Source organism: Desulfobacula toluolica Tol2 (assembly GCF_000307105.1).
Lineage (GTDB): Bacteria > Desulfobacterota > Desulfobacteria > Desulfobacterales > Desulfobacteraceae > Desulfobacula > Desulfobacula toluolica.
Window position 1 is genome coordinate 3,837,017 of sequence record NC_018645.1, and the last position, 17,915, is coordinate 3,854,931.

Annotated in this window: 14 protein-coding genes; 5 read left to right on the top strand and 9 right to left on the bottom strand. The window is 43.4% G+C overall.

Going from position 1 to position 17,915, the window contains the following annotated elements; genetic code table 11:
- Positions 1–59: 59 nt before the first annotated feature.
- Positions 60–1,505: an adenosylhomocysteinase gene (ahcY, locus tag TOL2_RS17470; RefSeq protein ID WP_014958618.1), complete on the bottom strand. Its 1,446-nt coding sequence runs from the start codon at positions 1,503–1,505 to the stop codon at positions 60–62.
- Between the two features lie 176 nt (positions 1,506–1,681).
- Positions 1,682–2,857: a methionine adenosyltransferase gene (metK, locus tag TOL2_RS17475; RefSeq protein WP_014958619.1), complete on the bottom strand. Its 1,176-nt coding sequence runs from the start codon at positions 2,855–2,857 to the stop codon at positions 1,682–1,684.
- Positions 2,858–3,107: 250 nt separating this feature from the next.
- Here metK and TOL2_RS17480 point away from each other — a divergent pair, with 250 nt between their 5' ends.
- Entirely contained in the window at positions 3,108–4,088 is a 981-nt protein-coding gene (locus tag TOL2_RS17480) for an adenosine kinase (RefSeq protein WP_014958620.1), read from the top strand.
- Here TOL2_RS17480 and TOL2_RS17485 read toward each other — a convergent pair.
- From TOL2_RS17485 to TOL2_RS17515, 7 genes are all read right to left on the bottom strand, one after another.
- Positions 4,085–4,849 (bottom strand): TIGR04283 family arsenosugar biosynthesis glycosyltransferase, encoded by a 765-nt coding sequence (locus TOL2_RS17485; RefSeq protein ID WP_051012450.1) that lies wholly within the window; start codon positions 4,847–4,849, stop codon positions 4,085–4,087. The genes TOL2_RS17480 and TOL2_RS17485 overlap by 4 nt on opposite strands.
- Positions 4,809–5,501, bottom strand: a complete 693-nt coding sequence (locus TOL2_RS17490) for a TIGR04282 family arsenosugar biosynthesis glycosyltransferase (protein ID WP_014958622.1) — start codon at positions 5,499–5,501, stop codon at positions 4,809–4,811. The genes TOL2_RS17485 and TOL2_RS17490 overlap by 41 nt, the downstream gene beginning before the upstream one ends.
- Positions 5,491–7,890 (bottom strand): endopeptidase La, encoded by a 2,400-nt coding sequence (gene lon / locus TOL2_RS17495; protein WP_014958623.1) that lies wholly within the window; start codon positions 7,888–7,890, stop codon positions 5,491–5,493. The genes TOL2_RS17490 and lon overlap by 11 nt, the downstream gene beginning before the upstream one ends.
- A gap of 680 nt (positions 7,891–8,570) precedes the next feature.
- Complete coding sequence (locus TOL2_RS17500; protein WP_014958624.1) at positions 8,571–9,383, bottom strand: DUF4198 domain-containing protein; 813 nt, start codon at positions 9,381–9,383, stop codon at positions 8,571–8,573.
- Between the two features lie 86 nt (positions 9,384–9,469).
- Positions 9,470–9,793, bottom strand: coding sequence for a hypothetical protein (locus tag TOL2_RS17505; RefSeq protein ID WP_014958625.1), 324 nt, complete (start codon positions 9,791–9,793; stop codon positions 9,470–9,472).
- 18 nt (positions 9,794–9,811) lie between these two features.
- On the bottom strand, positions 9,812–12,280 hold the full coding sequence (gene feoB / locus TOL2_RS17510) for a ferrous iron transport protein B (RefSeq protein ID WP_014958626.1): 2,469 nt from the start codon (positions 12,278–12,280) through the stop codon (positions 9,812–9,814).
- The gene (locus tag TOL2_RS17515) at positions 12,267–12,500 is read right to left on the bottom strand and encodes a FeoA family protein (protein WP_014958627.1); all 234 of its coding nucleotides are present in this window, start codon (positions 12,498–12,500) and stop codon (positions 12,267–12,269) included. The genes feoB and TOL2_RS17515 overlap by 14 nt, the downstream gene beginning before the upstream one ends.
- Before the next feature lie 332 nt (positions 12,501–12,832).
- Here TOL2_RS17515 and TOL2_RS17520 point away from each other — a divergent pair, with 332 nt between their 5' ends.
- The 4 genes from TOL2_RS17520 (at position 12,833) to TOL2_RS17535 (ending at position 17,911) form a co-directional block, all read left to right on the top strand.
- Positions 12,833–14,701 carry a heavy metal translocating P-type ATPase gene (locus tag TOL2_RS17520; protein ID WP_014958628.1) on the top strand — a complete coding sequence of 623 codons (1,869 nt, stop codon included), beginning with the start codon at positions 12,833–12,835 and terminating at the stop codon, positions 14,699–14,701.
- A gap of 152 nt (positions 14,702–14,853) precedes the next feature.
- The gene (locus TOL2_RS17525) at positions 14,854–15,273 is read left to right on the top strand and encodes a metal-dependent transcriptional regulator (RefSeq protein WP_014958629.1); all 420 of its coding nucleotides are present in this window, start codon (positions 14,854–14,856) and stop codon (positions 15,271–15,273) included.
- A gap of 473 nt (positions 15,274–15,746) precedes the next feature.
- Positions 15,747–16,532: a DUF3450 domain-containing protein gene (locus tag TOL2_RS17530; protein ID WP_014958630.1), complete on the top strand. Its 786-nt coding sequence runs from the start codon at positions 15,747–15,749 to the stop codon at positions 16,530–16,532.
- Positions 16,529–17,911 (top strand): MotA/TolQ/ExbB proton channel family protein, encoded by a 1,383-nt coding sequence (locus tag TOL2_RS17535; RefSeq protein ID WP_014958631.1) that lies wholly within the window; start codon positions 16,529–16,531, stop codon positions 17,909–17,911. The genes TOL2_RS17530 and TOL2_RS17535 overlap by 4 nt, the downstream gene beginning before the upstream one ends.
- The last annotated feature ends 4 nt before the right edge of the window (positions 17,912–17,915 follow it).

Sequence of the window (17,915 nt, forward strand, 5' to 3'; positions counted from 1 at the left end):
ATTTAACATCACAGACTAAAGCCTTACCCCTTTTCACCCAAAGACCAAAACAGACAAAATCAATATTTATAAATATCTGCTTTAAAAGGCCCGTTGATGGGAACCCCGAGATAATCAGACTGTTCCTGGGTCATCGTGGTCAGGCTGACGGAAAGATTTTTCAAATGCAGCCTTGCCACTTCCTCATCCAGCTCCTTGGGCAAGGTGTACACCTTTTTTTCAAGATCTTCCTTGGCCAGTTTAATCTGGGCCAGGGTCTGATTTGAAAAGCTGTTGCTCATCACAAAACTGGGATGTCCTGTGGCACAACCCAGATTCACAAGCCGTCCTTCAGCAAGAACAATAATGGATCGGCCCGACGCCAATGTCCACTTGTCCACCTGGGGTTTAACGTTTATTTTAACGGCTGTTGGATGTTTATCCAGATAGCTCATTTCTATTTCACTATCAAAATGACCAATATTGCAGATAATGGATTCATCCTTCATCTGCTCCATATGTTCTCCTTTGATCACATGGTAATTACCGGTGGCTGTCACAAAAATATCTCCGTGAGGTGCAGCCTCTTCCATGGTCACAACCCGGTAGCCTTCCATGGCGGCCTGGAGTGCGCAAATAGGATCAATTTCAGTGACCCATACAATGGCGCCATATCCTTTCATGGAAGCGGCACAACCCTTGCCCACATCCCCGTACCCGGCTATGACAACGGTTTTACCCGCGATCATGACATCTGTTCCCCGCTTGATACCGTCTGCAAGGGATTCTCTGCATCCGTAAAGATTATCAAATTTGGATTTGGTCACTGAATCATTCACATTGATAGCGGGAAACAGGAGTTCATTTTTTTCAGCCAGCTGATAAAGCCTGTGAACACCGGTGGTTGTCTCTTCTGAAACCCCTCTGATTTTTTTGGCAATGTTGGTCCATTTTTCAGGATTTTCCTGAAAACTCACTCCCAGGCGGTTCATCAGGCATTTTTCATCAAGGCTGTTGAATTGATTATCCAGCAAAGACGGATCTTTTTCAACTTTCACACCCTGGTGAACATAAAGAGTTGCATCTCCTCCGTCATCGACAATCAGATCAGGCCCTGAACCATCAGGCCAGATCAATGCCTGCTCCGTACACCACCAGAACTCGTCAAGAGTTTCCCCTTTCCAGGCAAAGACGGCTGCCGATCCTTTTTGTGCAATGGCTGCGGCTGCATGATCCTGGGTGGAAAAAATATTGCAGGATGCCCATCGGATATCCGCACCCAGTTCATACAAGGTATCAATGAGCATGGCTGTCTGGATGGTCATATGCAGGCTGCCCATGATTTTTAATCCTTGAAGGGGTTTTTCGGGGCCGTATTTTTCCCTGATGGCCATCAGACCCGGCATCTCCTTTTCTGAAAGCTGCATGTCCTTATGGCCTTCTTCAGCCAGGGCAATATCTTTGATCTTATATTTAAGATCAAGGTCAAGGTCGATATAGGAAGGGTCTTTACTCAATTGTGACATTTAAAAATACTCCTTATTAATTTCACTTCAAGATAAACATATCAAAATATATTGATATGTTGTTTTTAGTCCAAAATACAAGTATCGGTTTTTATTGTCAATAAAAAACCGCCTCAACTTTAATTTTCAAGCTGGAGCGGCTTTTATCAAAACTTAAAATCCCGGAGTACAGGCAACTATAATCCGGCCAGATCCCTTATCTGATCAGCTTTGTCTGTTCTTTCCCAGTAAAAATCAGGGTCTTTTCTTCCAAAATGTCCATAAGCTGATGTTTTCCTGTAAATAGGACGAAGCAGGTCAAGGGTTTCAATGATGGCGGCAGGCCTTAGATCAAACACCTCTTTGACAATATCAACAGCCCTGGTTTCAGATATTTTCCCTGTTCCCATAAAATCAACCAGAAGAGATACAGGCTGGGCAACCCCGATGGCATATGCCACCTGGATCTCACATTTATCAGCCACACCGGATGCAACAAGATTTTTTGCGATATACCTGCCCATATAGGACGCACTTCTATCTACTTTTGAAGGATCTTTTCCTGAAAAACATCCTCCCCCATGACTGCCCTGGCCGCCATAGGTATCAACGATGATTTTTCTGCCGGTAAGCCCGCAGTCTCCCATAGGGCCTCCCACAACAAACCGGCCTGTGGGATTAATGAAAAAACGGGTATCTCCGTCTATCATCTCTTCGGGAATTACTTTTCTAATGACTTCTTTTATGATTGCAGCCTTTAAATCATCATAAGAAACATCAGGCGAATGCTGGGTGGAAACAACAACAGTATCAACTCTTTTGGGCTGGCCTCCATTTATGTATTCAATTGTTACCTGGGATTTTCCATCAGGCCTTAAAAAATCAAGGGCACCGTTTTTTCGGACCTGGGCCAAACGTTTGGTCAGTTTATGAGCATAGGTAATCGGCATGGGCATCAGTTCCGGAGTTTCGTTTGTGGCAAACCCAAACATCAGGCCCTGGTCACCGGCACCCTGCTCTTTATAAAGACCTGCGCCTTCATCCACTCCCTGGGCAATATCGGCTGATTGCTGGTCAATACTTGTAACAACCGAGCAGGTCTGCCAGTCAAATCCCATGTTTGAAGAGTTATATCCAATATCTTTGATGGTGCTTCTGACCACATCCGGAATATCCACATAGCAGTCTGTGGTAATTTCTCCTGCAACCATTGCAAGGCCTGTAGTTACCAATGTTTCACACGCAACCCGGCATTTTTTATCCTGAGTCATTATGGCATCAAGGATACCGTCAGATATGGCATCTGCTACTTTATCAGGATGACCTTCTGTTACAGATTCGGATGTAAACATGAAAGATTTTTTTTCTGACATTCCAAACTCCTTATTATCTGGGATAATTATATTGTCAATTCAATATTCGTTTCAGCTAAAAATAAACATATCAAAATATATTGATATGTTAGTTCCCATCCAAAATACAAGTCCCGATTTTTATTGTCAATAAAAAAATCCGCCTAACTTTATTATTTTTCATTAAATTATAAATTACTTGACAATTATTTCATAATTTTTATTCTTTGATGATTTTATGACAATGGAACTTAACACGTTTGGAGAAAATATGCCGGAAAACAGACGAACGAGAATCACAGGAATCGGATCTGCCTTGGTTGATATTTTAATCAATGAATCCGATCAATTTTTAAAAACACTTGAAAAAGAAAAAGGCGGAATGACCCTTGTGGGGGATAAGGATATCCAGCAGATATTAGCTGAAACAAACCAAACCCCTTTTGTTGTTCCAGGTGGTGCGGCGTGCAATACCATTGTCGGGATAGGCAACCTTGGCGGTGATGCCAGGTTTATCGGCAGAAGAGGAGATGATGAGTTCGGCCAAACATTTGAACAACAGATGGTCGACTGCAATGTTGAACCCCTTGTTTCAATCTCCGGTTCTCCGACAGGCAAGGTCTTATCGGTTATAACACCGGATGCTCAAAGGTCAATGTTCACTTTTCTGGGTGCATCCACAGAGCTTGACCCAAACTCAATCACGCCGGATATGTTTCAAGATACTGCCATCTCCATGATTGAAGGTTATCTTTTATTCAACAGGGACTTAATGATAGCTGCACTAACGGCTGCCAAAGCGGCAGGATCTCTGGTCGCTCTGGACCTGGCAAGTTTTGAAGTGGTCAATGCATCAGGCGATATTCTCGAAGATATCATAAAAGACTTTGTTGATATCCTTATTGCCAATGAAGATGAGGCAAAAGCATATACCGGATTTGATGACGAACAAAAAGCCGTTGAAAAATTATCCCAGGGAGTATCCTATGGGGTATTGAAAGTTGGAGAAAGAGGCAGTTATGTCTCGCACCATAACGATATCATACGAATTGATGCCATCAAAGGAAAAGCCCCTGTTGATACAACAGGAGCAGGAGATCTCTGGGCTGCGGGATTTCTTTTTGGCATTGCCCATGGATTTTCCATTGAAAAAAGCGGACAGATCGCTTCCGCATGCGGCTATGAGGCCTGCCAGGTCATGGGTGCCCAGCTTCCAGAAGAGGTCTGGTCAAGAATAAAAAAACTGATCTAATCTGATGAATCTATCTTGATCTTGGGAGGGTTGACAGATTTCAAATCTGTCAACCCTCCCTTATTGCTCCCCTTAATTTTATAAACACCTGCCAGTTTTTCAGGTTTGACACCTAAAAAAAACAAGGTTAAAATCGCCCAGTTTCTAAGGGTTCCGTAAATCCTTCCTTCCTGCTCCCATCGCCTTGATGATGTGGATGTCCGGATGTTTATAAATTTTAATCTGCCTTTGTCTTGTTTGATTCTTACCATCAGATCAACATCTTCCATAATGGGAATTTCACGATATTGCCCGATGTCGAAAAAATAATTTTTCCTGATAAAAACAGCCTGGTCACCATAGGGAATCCTTGTGATACGGGAACGAAGGGAAGCTGTTTTTTCAACCATCCTGTAAAAAAAATCCCTGCCGTCAATTGACAGATCAAAGGCACCTGCTTTTACAGACAAATTTTCCATCACTGTTTGCACGGCATTCAGACCGCCTTCCGGCAGACTTGTATCGCAGTGAAGAAACAAAAGAATGTTCCCGGAAGCCATTCTTGCACCAGAATTCATCTGGCGCCCTCTCCCCGGAGGAGAAACAACAGTTATGACATCTTTGTTTTTAACGCAACAAATCGTACTGCCATTTTTGCCTCCATCCACCACAATCACTTCCAATGTTCCTGAAAAGTCCTGCTGATAAATATTTTCTATGGCTTGGTTTATACCTTCCTGCTCATTTAACACAGGTATGATAATTGATATATCCGTCTTCATATGCGTCAAGAATACGATGAGTTCTTTTTCCTGCCTTTCCGCCTTTTTTCACCCGTTCAATCAAAGCGTTAAAATCCGCTGGCGTATCAATATCATTCATTTCTTCAAGCAATTTATAACGAATGGACATCCGGTTCATAATCTTAATCGTCTGATCCATAACTGCCGATGTTGACCAGTCAATTCCATCAAACATGTTTTTTAAAAACGCGGATTTTTCAAATCCTATCAAATAATACCCGCCGTCACTTGAGGGTCCGATCACGGCATCTTTGGTTTGAAGTGCATCATAAGCAAGACAAATTAAATTTGTACTGAGTTCCGGTATATCAGTACCGACAAGCAAGGCAGAGTCATATCCTTTTTTGAATATATCAACAAACGCATTGGCCATTCGTTGTCCGATATCCTCCCCTTGCTGCAAAGAATATTGATACTGAGTTCCAAGCCATTTTTGAAGTATTTTTTCTTTTCCCCTGGGCCAGAAATAAAGGTGTTTATCCCCAGTTAACGCCAGAGCTTCCAGGGTATCGCAGACAAATGCCTTATACAACTCCAGCACAAAGGCATTGCTCAATCCCCTGGAAAGTCTTGTTTTTACCCTTCCCTCTTCAGGAGCCCTTAAAAAAACAATGATCGCCTTAGAAATCATTAAAGACGACTTTAAACACGTCCTTGTATTTTTTTGCAAAATGGAAATCAATACCGTCTTTAATGTGTTCGGGAAGTTTTTTAAAATCAGGCGTACACCCTTCCGGCAGAATAATTTCTCGAATACCGGTCCGCCTTGCAGCAATAATTTTTTCTTTTATTCCACCGACAGGCAGGACATCTCCTGTCAAAGTGATCTCCCCTGTCATGGCAAGGGGACGGTTGATGGTCTTGCCCGTGGCAAGGGACACCAGGGCCGTTGCAATGGTGACACCGGCACTTGGGCCGTCTTTAGGGGTTGCTCCTTCAGGAACATGGATATGTATAAAGGCATTGTCAAAATATTTTTTACTGATTTTAAATGATCCCAGATTGGCCCTGACATGGCTGTATGCAATGGCTGCTGATTCCTGCATCACATCCCCGAGCTTGCCGGTAAGTTTAAATCCCGCATTTTTTTCATGAACCCGGACCGCCTCAATAGGAAGGGTTGCACCGCCCATCTGGGTCCAGGCAAGACCTGTTACCACCCCAATGCCGGACATGGGCTTTTCCTGTTTGAAAACCGGCGGCCCCAGTAAATCTTCCAGGGATTTAATGTTGATCCTGATCTGATCTTTTTTTTCCTTTAATATGGTCACAATGCTTTTTCTGATTATTTTATTGAGCTGCTTTTCAAGATTTCTGACCCCGGCTTCTCTTGCATAACCTTCAATCAGATACCGGATGGTGGGTTCTGTTATGGTGATCACCTGGGATGTCAGGTTATTTCGCCGCAAAAGCTTTGGCCACAGATGTTTTCTTGCAATCTCCATTTTTTCTTCCGTAATATAACCGGACAGATTAATACGGTCCATCCTGTCCAGAAGGGGCCGCGGGATGGTATCCAGCTGATTGGCCGTGCAGATAAACAAAACCTTTGACAAATCAATCCGAAGATCCATGTAATGATCCAGAAACTCGGTATTTTGTTCAGGATCAAGCACTTCGAGCAAAGCAGATGCAGGGTCCCCCTGGTAGGATGCCCCGATTTTATCCACCTCATCCAGCATGATCACCGGGTTTGCCACTCCCGTATCCTTTAAGGCCTGTACCAGTTTTCCAGGCAATGCCCCCACATAGGTTCTTCGATGCCCTTTGATCTCGGCCTCATCCCTCATCCCGCCAAGGCTGAACCGATAGAACTTTCTTCCCAGGGCCTCGGCAATTGATTTTCCAATGGAGGTTTTACCCACACCAGGAGGACCGACAAACAGGATAATGGAACCTGAAATATCTTTTTTGTAAATACCGGCGGCAAAAAATTCTATAATCCTTTCTTTGACGTCCGACAGCCCTGCATGATCCCGGTCAAGAACTTCTTCAGCCCTTTGAATATCAATATTGTCTTCGGAATGGACTCCCCATGGAAAAGCGGTGATCCAGTCCAGGTAATTTCTGGTGACTCCGTATTCAGCTGATCCTGTCTCCAGCACGGATAATTTTTCAATCTCTTCATCAAACCGCTTCACCACATGTTCGGGCGGATCAAGTTTTTTAAACTTTTCTTTAAATTTATCCACATCCGAAGTTTTATCATCTTTTTGCAGTCCGAGTTCTTTTTGAATTGCTTTGAGCTGTTCTTTCAAAAAAAAGGTTCGCTTGCTTTCATCCACCTGAATATTGATATCTTTCTGGATTTTGGATTGAAGCTTTCCTATTTCTATCTCTTTTTGAAGCAGCATCATCACTTTTTTCATACGTTCTATAACAGATGAAAATTCCAGAATTTCCTGCAGTTCATCACCCGATGCCGTGGTAATTCCAGCGGCAAAATCAGTCAGGGGTGAGGGTTGGTCCGGGCTGAACATTCCCAGGTATTGCTTTACCTCTTCAGAATATAATGGATTCAATGAAAGCAATTGCTTGATGGAATTGATAATAGCAATAGCATAGGCTTTAAGCTCATCTTCATTTTCTTTTGTTTTTTCAAAGTACTCCACTTCAACCACAAAAGGGGGTTTATCCGAAAGAAACCGCTTGATTCGAAATCTTTCAAGCCCCTGGGCAATAAACTGAATATTCCCCTGAACATCTGCTATATTCATCATCCTTGCAACACATCCTACTTTGGGAAAATTTTCCTTATATATATATTTTCCTTTTACTTCTTTCACATATGCGATACCCAGAAGATTTTTAGAATCTTTGGATGCTTTGGTCAGTGTTTCTTCCCATCTTTGCTTGCTGACGATAAGGGGTTGAACCTGTGCAGGCAAATGAGGCCGTCCCGTAATGGGAATCAAGTATAAAACATCCGGTTTTGAGATTTGCTGAACCAGTTGACCATCTGACTTTTCATTCTCTTCTTCAACTATTTCAGGTGTAATCGGCTTGCTGTCATCAGTCATAAACCACCTCTTAAGAAAAAAATTAATGTTAGTATTATTATAGCGAATATGGATTTATTATAATATCATATTAACATCTGACAACCTAAAAAATAAAAACCAGTACAAGCTACCAATTCCATACACACTGAAAAGAAATGGATTTACACGGCCTTTATTTTTTATGTATCACTTGAAAATCCGGGGGCATGATTTTTTTGACAAGAATGCACACCCCTATGCCGCAACTGCATCATTACTTTTTTTTGCAAGTATTGACAAAACGTTTAATCATAAAAACGACCCCACCTGCAACTGATAAGGGTGATACCAAGATAAGCTGTAAAATTTTCCATGATCCACGGTGATGTTTCCAGAAATAACTATAAAGTTCAAGTCTTTGCAAATGATATTTTTCCCATAAACACCTGGACACAAGTTCCTTCCTGTATATAGCAATGAAATTTCCTGATTGAGAGGCCGTCTTCAAAGCTGGAATCGGAAAAAATTTTAGCCAGGTGCTTATTAATGGACCAGGTGTTTAACTTCAATAACAGGTGTCATGGCATTTTTCCCAGGGATATGTTTAAAAAAGTCGGGTACTGTCTGATGGTTGAAACAAATCATAAAAGATGTCGCACTCACCAAACAGGACCCGGCATAAACAGTCTGCACAGAATGTACAAACTGCAGGAAGGCTACTATTTCATATCAACGGCCTTGATCCAGATAACAGCATCCCTGGAACACTTTTTACCCTTGTGGGTATAGTCGGGATCAAGGTCAAGTGCGGCAAATCCCCACCATCCTGCCTTGGGAATACCAAAGGTGAATACACCGTTTTCATCTGCAAAAATGGTCTGGAGAACAAAGGCGTCCTGGGGCGCAGTGGCCTTGGCTTCTTTGGCAAAGGTTTTTTTGTCCAGCAAGGGCTTGTGGTTCATGAATTCGATTTCAATTTCCGCACCGGAAACCGGTTTACCGTTGAAAAGTACCTGGCCCTGGAAGACATTGCCGGTCCAGCGGTCATAGGGTTTGGCCATGGGAACGATTTCCGTGGGAAGGCCGACAGGCTCCATCCATGCACCAGGCTCTCCGCCCACATTAATGATGACCTTGGTGTTCTGTTTGATATAAAAAGATTCATTGGCTTCCCAGTAAGGATCAGGAATCAGACAAAAAATATGATCACCTCCCCGGGCGGAATAAGTGGTTTCCCAGGCGTTGCCCGAATTGGTCAGGCTGGTCCAGGTAATGGGTTTCAAACTGTCCAGAAGATCAATTTTCTTGGGTGTGTTTTCTCCTCTGGAACGGACGGCAAAAAACTGCTCGGGCTTTCCCATATCCATGGTATGACCGGCTTCAAAGGGATGGGTAAATACCAAAGCCAGAGGAATTTTGCCGCCTTTGTTCAAGGCTGCTTCCGGCGTATAAATCATTTGAAAATGAGCAAATGCAGGAACCGTCATCGCCATAACAGCCAAGCTTGTTAACATAACATACAACTTTTTCATCTAAATTTTCTCCTTTAACATTCTGTTATTTTTTCCATATGAGCATCGTGGGATTTAAGCCGTAGTAAACCATCGGTTCTCATATCTCATTCCATAATCTCTTTGCCGTCCACTTCAATTTTATGGCCTTCACCTGCATCAAATATCACCTTGTATGAATCGGAAGGTTTGTCAAAGGTATATTCACTGTCTTCGTCCATTTTACCTTTGATGAGTATTTTGCCGGCCTTGTCCTCTACTCTAATTTGCACTCCTGAAGCAGAAGAACCGTCTGAAAATCCTCCTTCGCAGGTAATTGTACCGTCTGCGTTGTCATAGCAGGAACATAAGGGTGTGTGGGCATAACAGATTCCCGCCATAAAAAATCCAAACCCTATTATGCCGATGAAAAATTTTGTTTTGTTTAACATGAAATCAATCTCCTTTTTTTATGCGTGTTCTGATTTTGGTTTAATAAAACCCATTATAATTGTGATGGTCAGTGCCAGCCCATAAAATGCTACCATTGCCTGAAGCCCTGTAAGTCCAAGGATGCTTCCGCCCGTAAAAATCAGGGTTGAAACAATGATACCCAGAAGCATTTGGTATGTCATAGAAAACATCATCCACTTTACAGAACCCGACAGCAGTTTCACGGCAATGGAAGTGGCAAGACAGGGCGGATATAATACCATGAACATCATCAGGGCCAGAGCATGCAGAGGAGTAAATCCTTCTTCTCCTTTGGCCATGCGATTTTCAAGGGATTCACCTGCATCATCCTGTTCATACAGGGCTCCCAGGGTGGCAACTGAGCTTTCCTTGGCAGCAAAAGCGGAAAGCAGCGCTACATTGACCCGCCAGTTAAAACCGGCCCACTGGGTCGCCGGTACAATTGCCTTCCCAAGACGTCCCAAAAAACTTTGATCAATACGTTCCTTACGCATCTCGCGCAAAATTTTTTTTCTGGCCTTAACCAGTTTTTTAAATGCCCTGTTCACTTTTTTAGCGACCTTATCCTTGCCGGGCTGGGCAATGGTGAAAAAAACAGGATTCCTGGCCTTAAATTTCTCCTTTAGAACCTTGCCTGCCTCAGGTCCCCTGGTCAACACTTTCTTGTTCTTATAACTCTCCCAGAAAAGAATCATGGCCATGAGGTTTTTCCCTTCCAATGCTTGTTCATAGGAGGTGTCTGCAATCTTTTCCCGGAAGTTTGCAATGGCCTTATCTTTTCCTACATTATAATTGTCAATGCTTTCCCTGCTGATGCCGGGGAATTGCAAAAGAATGAAAATGACCACAGCCAGGGCCACCACAATGGTGGTAATCTTGCGGATAAACATCCAGACCCTTTCTATTGCCCGTCCCAGAACCCCACGAATGGTAGGCATGTGGTAGGGAGGCATTTCCATGACAAAGGGAGCGGTTTCCTTGTTCCTTAAAATCGTCATGGTCAGAAGCTTTGATACGGGCAGCACCATCAAAAGACTGATGGTAGAAATAAAAAACATGGCCATTGCCTTGTGCTCTGCAAAATAAATATTGATCAGTAGAACATAAAGAGGCACCTTGGCAAGACAGTTAAGCATTGGAATAATAAAGATGGTGGTCAGCCGGGAGCGTTCATCCGGTATGCCCCTGCAGGACATTACACCGGGGACCGCGCACCCCCCCACATAAATGCCGCCCAGAACCATAGGCAGGGTGGACTGGCCGTGGAGGCCGAAACGGTTAAACAGCCTGTCCATGATAAATGCCATGCGGGGCATGTACCCACTGTCCTCCAGCATGGCAATCAAGGCGAACAGGATGAAAAAAATGGGAATATAATTGAGCAGGGCATTGACCGAGTCCACCAGCCACAAAGTAAAGGCCCGGATCAGCGGTATGTCGATAAATCCCGGATCAGGCATTGCCGCTGCCGCAAGATTCCGTATTTTGGCCAGCCAAGGCCAGGTATAATTGGTCAGGTTATAGCCCTGGACAATGGACAGGTAATACAAAAGCCAGATAACACCCACCATGACGGCAGGCCCTAAAAATTTATGGCAGACGACATTATCAATTTTATCGGATAATGGTCTTTTTGCCGTAGCAGGCATGGTCAGGCAGGGTTTGCAAACGGCTTCGGCCGCCATGTACCGGCACTGGGCCACATACATCTCCGCTGTTTCCTCAAGGTCTGTCTCAAATTTTTCCCTGATGAGCGTAACCCTTGCCAGAAGCTCTTCTGCACGAGATACTTTTTCCCGGATAAGGCGCCGGACCTCCTCATCACCTTCCATGAGCTTGATGGCCATCCAGCGTATGGGGTATACATCCTCAAAATCTGTGCCGGATTTAAGCAAATCCCTGATATCCCTGAGATAGGATTCCATTTCCTTGTAATCCACCCGGACCGGAGTCTGGGGGGCTTTCCGGTTTCCAACAGCCTGTACGGCATCTATAAGCTCTTTTTTACCCCGGCCCTGTTTCATGGACGTGGCAACCACTGGAATACCCAGTTGCCTGGACAGGGCTGCACGGTCAATGGTCATTCCACGACTTTTCGCCACATCCATCATATTCAGGTTTAAAATGACCGGAATTTCCATTTCCAGGAGCTGAAAAGTAAGATACAGACAGCGCTTGAGGTTGCTTGCATCCATGGTGTTAATGACCACGGACGGATTTTCATGAAGGATAAAATCCCTGGACACCCGTTCTTCAGGAGAATAGGATGTCATGCTGTAGGTACCCGGCAGATCCACCACTTCCACCCGGGTGCCGTTACAATGATACCAACCCACCATCTTATCCACGGTTACACCGGGATAATTGGCTACATGCTGTTTGGCACCGGTAAGGGCATTGAAAACGGTTGATTTCCCGCAATTGGGCTGGCCAGCCAGGCTGACAAGCAGCTTATCTGTCCCCATTACGTTCCACCTCTATAAAACGGGCCTCATCATGACGCAGACTGATGAAATAACCGTCTACTTCCACTTCCAGGGGATCTTCCAATGGGGCATTCCTTACAACTTTGAGATTCAGACCCGGATAAATCCCCATATCCATAAGCCTTTGTCCCAGCTTGTCTCGTGCTGACAGTTTTTTAATGTTACATTCATTGCCCGGTTGAAGTTCATCCAAAGTCATACGCTCTCCTTAAAAAATCAATGGTTTAATCACAGATAATGAGCCCGTTTCCGTTTATGAAAGGATAGTGGTTTAATTATCTTAGATTATCACCCATCCTTTTTTTATTAGACAGAATCTAAGTTATAAGTACCATATCCTTATGTTAGGCTAACCTAATTAAGACTTGAAAACCTTAAATGTCATTATGGAATTATTTTGTCAAGTAGTTTTTTAAGCTGAGAGACAAAAATCAAGCCAAGTCCGGATGTCTCAATTTTAGATTGCCCCTTTTACTTCTTTATGTTAGGCATATAAAGTTCTGTATGACTAATTGTTTCCGGGAGAAAAAAATGACTGCAAAAATATTTATAAAAAGAACAATAGTTGCTTTCACTGCTGTTATATGTTTTACCCTGAATTCATGGACAGACTTCTCACCTGTTAAATGGATAGGAATGATCTTCTATTTTGTCTGCTTTGCAATGTACCTGAAGACTCTCTATCTTGCCCTGTTCAAAATGAAAAAGGTAACCGCAGATCTTCTGGTGGTAACCGTCATGATAGTTTCTCTTCTGGCGGGACAAATATTGAGCGGTGCATTGGTTGCATGGTTTATCAGCATGGGTCTTGCAATATCTTTTACCATCATAGAAAGGACCGGACGTAAAATTGCAGCCCTCACCAGGGAAACAAACAAGGTCGTCCGGGTTGTAAGGGATGGTATCATCAAGGCAATTCCCATTGACCAAGTTTGCCCTGGTGATGAGGTAGTGGTTCCCCAAGGGGAGATGATACCCGTTGACGGAGTGATCACAGAGGGTGCCTCATCCATTGACGAATCCGTTATCACGGGCGAGCCCTTTGCCTTGTTTAAGCAGACGGGAGATTGCGTAACATCGGGTTCAATCACCACCACGTCTCAGCTTAAAATCAAGGCAGAAAAGGCAGGGAACAAGGGATTTTTCTATGTAATGGCAAAACAGATAGAAGCATCCCTTAAGGTTAAACCCAAAACTCACATCACCGCTGACAGGATTGTTCAATTCTTTATTTCCGGTGTGGTCATCTATGCCCTGGGAGTATTTATTGTTACCGGATTTCTCACAAAAGACCTTACAGCCGGTCTTATTCGAATGGCTGCTGTGACGGCGGTGGCTTGTCCATGCGCCTGGGCACTTTCGGTTCCCACAGCCTTTGCTGCTGCAATAGGCGGTTTGAGCAGCCGCGGCATCCTTGTTCGGGGTGGAACACCCCTGGAAATTGCCGGACATGCTGCAAACGTAATACTTGACAAGACAGGTACCGTCACTCTGGCCGAGCCAAGGGTTGCTGGAATCAAAAGCTTTGGACTGCCTGAGGATGAACTGCTTCAAATCGCAGCCTCCATTGAAACAGGCTTTAACCATCCTATTGCCAATGCCATTATCTCCCATGCATCCGGGAACAAAACTCACCCCTTAACGGCGGAAGGATCAGAATATCTGCCGGGCTTTGGCATAAAATCTTCGGTAAAAGGCCGTAAAGTGGTCATAGGTTCCATCGAAACAATAAAAAAACTGGGCATGACGGTGCCGAAGGGGATTGAAATCAAAGGACGTGCCACATGGATAGCCATTGACGGCAAAACAGCAGGGGTTATTGATATCCAGGATGAACTCAGAGAATATTCAAAAAATATGGGGGAAAGACTTCATGACATCGGCGTAAAAAAAGTTATCCTTGCAACCGGGGACAATGAGGAATCCGAGGCAAGGCGGGTTGCAAATCTTATAAAGTCAGACGGGTATCTTTATGGTTTAAAACCCGATGATAAAAAATCCCTGGTAAAAGAATTAAAAACTGAAGGTTTTACCGTGATGATCGGAGACGGGGTCAATGATGCAGCATCCTTAGCCGCAGCAGATGTGGGAATTTCCATTGGACGTACCAAAGCTGATCTTGCTGTCAAGTCTTCCGACATCATAGTGATGCGGGATGATGCCGCAAGCCTGATTGTCATCCTGGAAAAGGGTAAAAAACTGATCCGTATTATCAAGGAAAATTATGCCTGGGCCATTGGCTTCAATACCATCGGCATTGTACTTGCCACGGTGGGAATCCTGAGTCCGTGGCTTGCCGCCTTGTTTCACCATATAAGTTCGGTGCTGGTTGTACTCAATTCCGCAAGATTGATCCGAAACGACAAAACCAGTTTACAACGACACCCTGAAACTGATTAACCATGGAGCTGTAAAAGGAGCTATAAAATATTTTTTTCCGCCTAACTTTTATGCAATCCGACAAAAGAATTAGTCGTTTGACCAAAATAATTATTTGACTTACTATATGTTTAAATATAAACATATAAAAACAAATATAATGGAGAAATGACATGGCCAAAAAAAATCAACTTTCAGAAAGTCTTGAAGATTATCTTGAAACCATACTTGAACTACAAAAAACAAAAACCGTTGCCCGTTCCAAGGATATTGCCGAGAAAATGGACATTAAAAGAGGTTCCGTTACAGGAATGTTAAAAAAGCTTGCCGGAAAAGAACTTATCAACTATGAGCCCTATGGATATGTCACATTAACCCCTGAAGGCAAAAAAATCGCATTGGAGATTGAGCGCCGTCATATTTTTTTAAAAGATTTTTTCTATAGAGTTTTAAAGGTGGATGAAAAAACAGCAGACCGTACGGCATGCCAAATGGAACATGCAATGAATCAACAGACCTTTAATAAGTTTAAAAAGTTTATAAACAAAATTGACACCTGCCCCCATAATGATATTAACCCGAACAGCGATTAGCCTTTTCGACGAAACAAGCCAAGCCTAACTTTTTTTATTAAAAAATCAAGCACATATCTACACCGTTACCCTAAAAAGATAGCCTACACAAACTCTTTTTTTCTTATCTTTTAAAATCACACAAGACAAACACTAACATCTATCATATAAATAATCTGTTTTGATTTAATATGTTTGACATACAAAACATTATATTGTTTATAATAAAAATTTTAAAATTAAAATCATTTGACCTCAAAGCTAATTAAATTTAATTTTTATTAAAATTTTAGTTGAAACAAATAATATTATGTTGTATAGCATATTTTCAAATCTTTTCAGTATCGAACTTATCGGCGGATTTTTTACTAACCGCCACAGGCAAACCTGGTATCTCATCCTGGCTTGCCAACAACAAAGATTGAAAGTCTCTGTATGATTTTTTTAAGACTTTCATATAAAAAAAGACCCTCGGAAAATAAGGAGGTAATTCAGTGTATTATCGAAAGATACTATTAAATATTATTATAGCAGGACTGACATGTTTGATTGCCCTGCCCCCGTCTTTAGCTCAAAATTTTGATATCACAAGTCATGCTGTTCGTAATGAAATATCCAAAGCCATGGATGTTGAAAAAAAAATTCAAAAAAGAGTAACTGCCTGGACTGAAAAAGCAGCAGATCTGTCGGACAAGCTTAACCGGCTCAGGGAAGAAAAACAACGTATGGAAAAAAAGTTGCAAAAGCTTATGCGCCTCAAGACCCTGGAAGAAAAAAAACATGCGGAAAACAAGCGCAAGAAAAAAGAGGCTGACCGTGTACGCAATGAATTGTCCGATTATCTGGATTCCGTACTGGTAAAACTTGAAACCCATATCAAGCAGGATCTGCCGTTTCTAATGGCTGAAAGACAGGCAAGAATAGATTCCCTGAAAGACATGATGGTGGACCCAACAGAATCCTCAGCAGAAAAATTCAGGCGGCTTTTTGAAGCCCTCCAGATTGAAACGGAATACGGCACCACCATAGAGGCAAGCCAGAAAACAATCACCTTTGAAGGCACACAGGTATTGGTGAATGTTTTCAGGCTGGGCCGGGTATCGCTTTTCTGCCAGACCATTGACAAGAAAAAAAGCGGTTATTTTGACATAAGGGAAAAAAACTGGAAAATTCTGCCCGAAGATGTAAACCGGGATATGGCAAAAGCTCTTGCCATGGCGAGACTGGAACGGAGTGTTGAACTTGTTAAACTACCCCTGGGAAGGATTGTACGACCATGAAAAAAACATTATTAACTCTCTTTGTGCTGATCTGTTTCATATCTCCCCTTCATGCCGAAGATATGCGCAAGGCAGCCTTGATGGCAAAAAAAGAACTGGAAATGACCCTTGAAAGGGATCAACAAAGCCAAACCGATATTCAAAAAAGCAAACTTTCAATCACTCAGGAGATAGACCGCCTTGAAGCCCGAAACACACAATTGAAACAAAATATCAAAACCATAGATCAAGAAATTGCATTATTGCATACTGAAAATGAAACGATGGAACAAGAAGCTGCCCGGGACAAGGCGCAAATGGACGAATTATCCGGTGCAGTCCGTGTGGCGGCAGGAAACCTCAGCGCCATACTTACCGCCTCAATGTATACGGCGGATGATACCGGCCGCAGGGACAAACTTGCCCCTGTTCTGGATACCGACCGCTTCCCCGGCATTGATGATATGAAGACAATCTCAAATCTTTTCCTGGAAGAAAGCGCGCTTGCCGGAGGCATTGAGCTAAAACCAATGAATTTTGTCTCGGATACGGGTGAAAAGGTACGGGGAGATGTACTGATCCTTGGGGGATTCACTTCTGCCTACAGGCTTGGGGACAAGACAGGATTTTTAAATTATTCCCCTGAAGGCAACCAATTGTATGCCCTGTCCGCCCTTCCCTCCCGGCATGTCCGAAAAACCTTGGACCGATACATGAGCGGTGAATCCGATTCAGTCTTTATCGATATTTCCAGGGGCGGAGCCCTTCGCCAGATCACCCACAAACAAAGCCTCAAGGATCAGATTCAAAAAGGAGGATTACTGGTCTGGCCCATTCTCGCTTTGGGTATGTTTGCCGTATTCATCGGTATTGAAAGAACATTTTTCCTGGGAAGGGTCCATGCCAATACAGACAAAGTCATGGGAAAGGTAAACCAATTGGCGGCCAAAGGGCTCTGGGAAGACTGCAACGCCATGGTAGGAGAGAAGAAAATCCCTGTTTATAATGTATTGCGGTCCGGCCTGGGTGCCAGATCTGAAAATCGGGAAACCCTGGAAAGTATCCTCCAGGAGTCTATTTTAAAGGAACTGCCCAGACTGGAACGATTCCTTCCCATGCTCAATATCATGGGGTCCATCGCCCCTCTCATAGGACTTTTAGGAACTGTTACAGGAATGATCTCCACCTTTCATGTCATCACCCTGTACGGCACCGGAGACCCGAGAATGATGTCCGGCGGCATCTCAACCGCCCTTGTGACAACCATGATGGGACTGGGCGTGGCCATCCCCATCATGCTGTTGTACACCTTTTTGTGCAGACGGGTGGAGCATGTGATAGGGGATATGGAAGAAAAGGCCGTCGCCCTGACCAATATTATTTACAGGGAGATCAAATAGAAAC

Bases quoted from the DNA above. Each gene is read 5' to 3' on its own strand.
- TOL2_RS17490 (WP_014958622.1), bottom strand. From the start codon at position 5,501: ATGATTTCTAAGGCGATCATTGTTTTTTTAAGGGCTCCTGAAGAGGGA.
- metK (WP_014958619.1), bottom strand. From the start codon at position 2,857: ATGTCAGAAAAAAAATCTTTCATGTTTACATCCGAATCTGTAACAGAA.
- TOL2_RS17535 (WP_014958631.1), top strand. From the start codon at position 16,529: ATGAAAAAAACATTATTAACTCTCTTTGTGCTGATCTGTTTCATATCT.
- ahcY (WP_014958618.1), bottom strand. From the start codon at position 1,505: ATGTCACAATTGAGTAAAGACCCTTCCTATATCGACCTTGACCTTGAT.
- TOL2_RS17485 (WP_051012450.1), bottom strand. From the start codon at position 4,849: ATGAAGACGGATATATCAATTATCATACCTGTGTTAAATGAGCAGGAA.
- lon (WP_014958623.1), bottom strand. From the start codon at position 7,890: ATGACTGATGACAGCAAGCCGATTACACCTGAAATAGTTGAAGAAGAG.
- TOL2_RS17500 (WP_014958624.1), bottom strand. From the start codon at position 9,383: ATGAAAAAGTTGTATGTTATGTTAACAAGCTTGGCTGTTATGGCGATG.
- TOL2_RS17525 (WP_014958629.1), top strand. From the start codon at position 14,854: ATGGCCAAAAAAAATCAACTTTCAGAAAGTCTTGAAGATTATCTTGAA.
- TOL2_RS17505 (WP_014958625.1), bottom strand. From the start codon at position 9,793: ATGTTAAACAAAACAAAATTTTTCATCGGCATAATAGGGTTTGGATTT.
- TOL2_RS17520 (WP_014958628.1), top strand. From the start codon at position 12,833: ATGACTGCAAAAATATTTATAAAAAGAACAATAGTTGCTTTCACTGCT.
- TOL2_RS17480 (WP_014958620.1), top strand. From the start codon at position 3,108: ATGCCGGAAAACAGACGAACGAGAATCACAGGAATCGGATCTGCCTTG.
- feoB (WP_014958626.1), bottom strand. From the start codon at position 12,280: ATGGGGACAGATAAGCTGCTTGTCAGCCTGGCTGGCCAGCCCAATTGC.
- TOL2_RS17515 (WP_014958627.1), bottom strand. From the start codon at position 12,500: ATGACTTTGGATGAACTTCAACCGGGCAATGAATGTAACATTAAAAAA.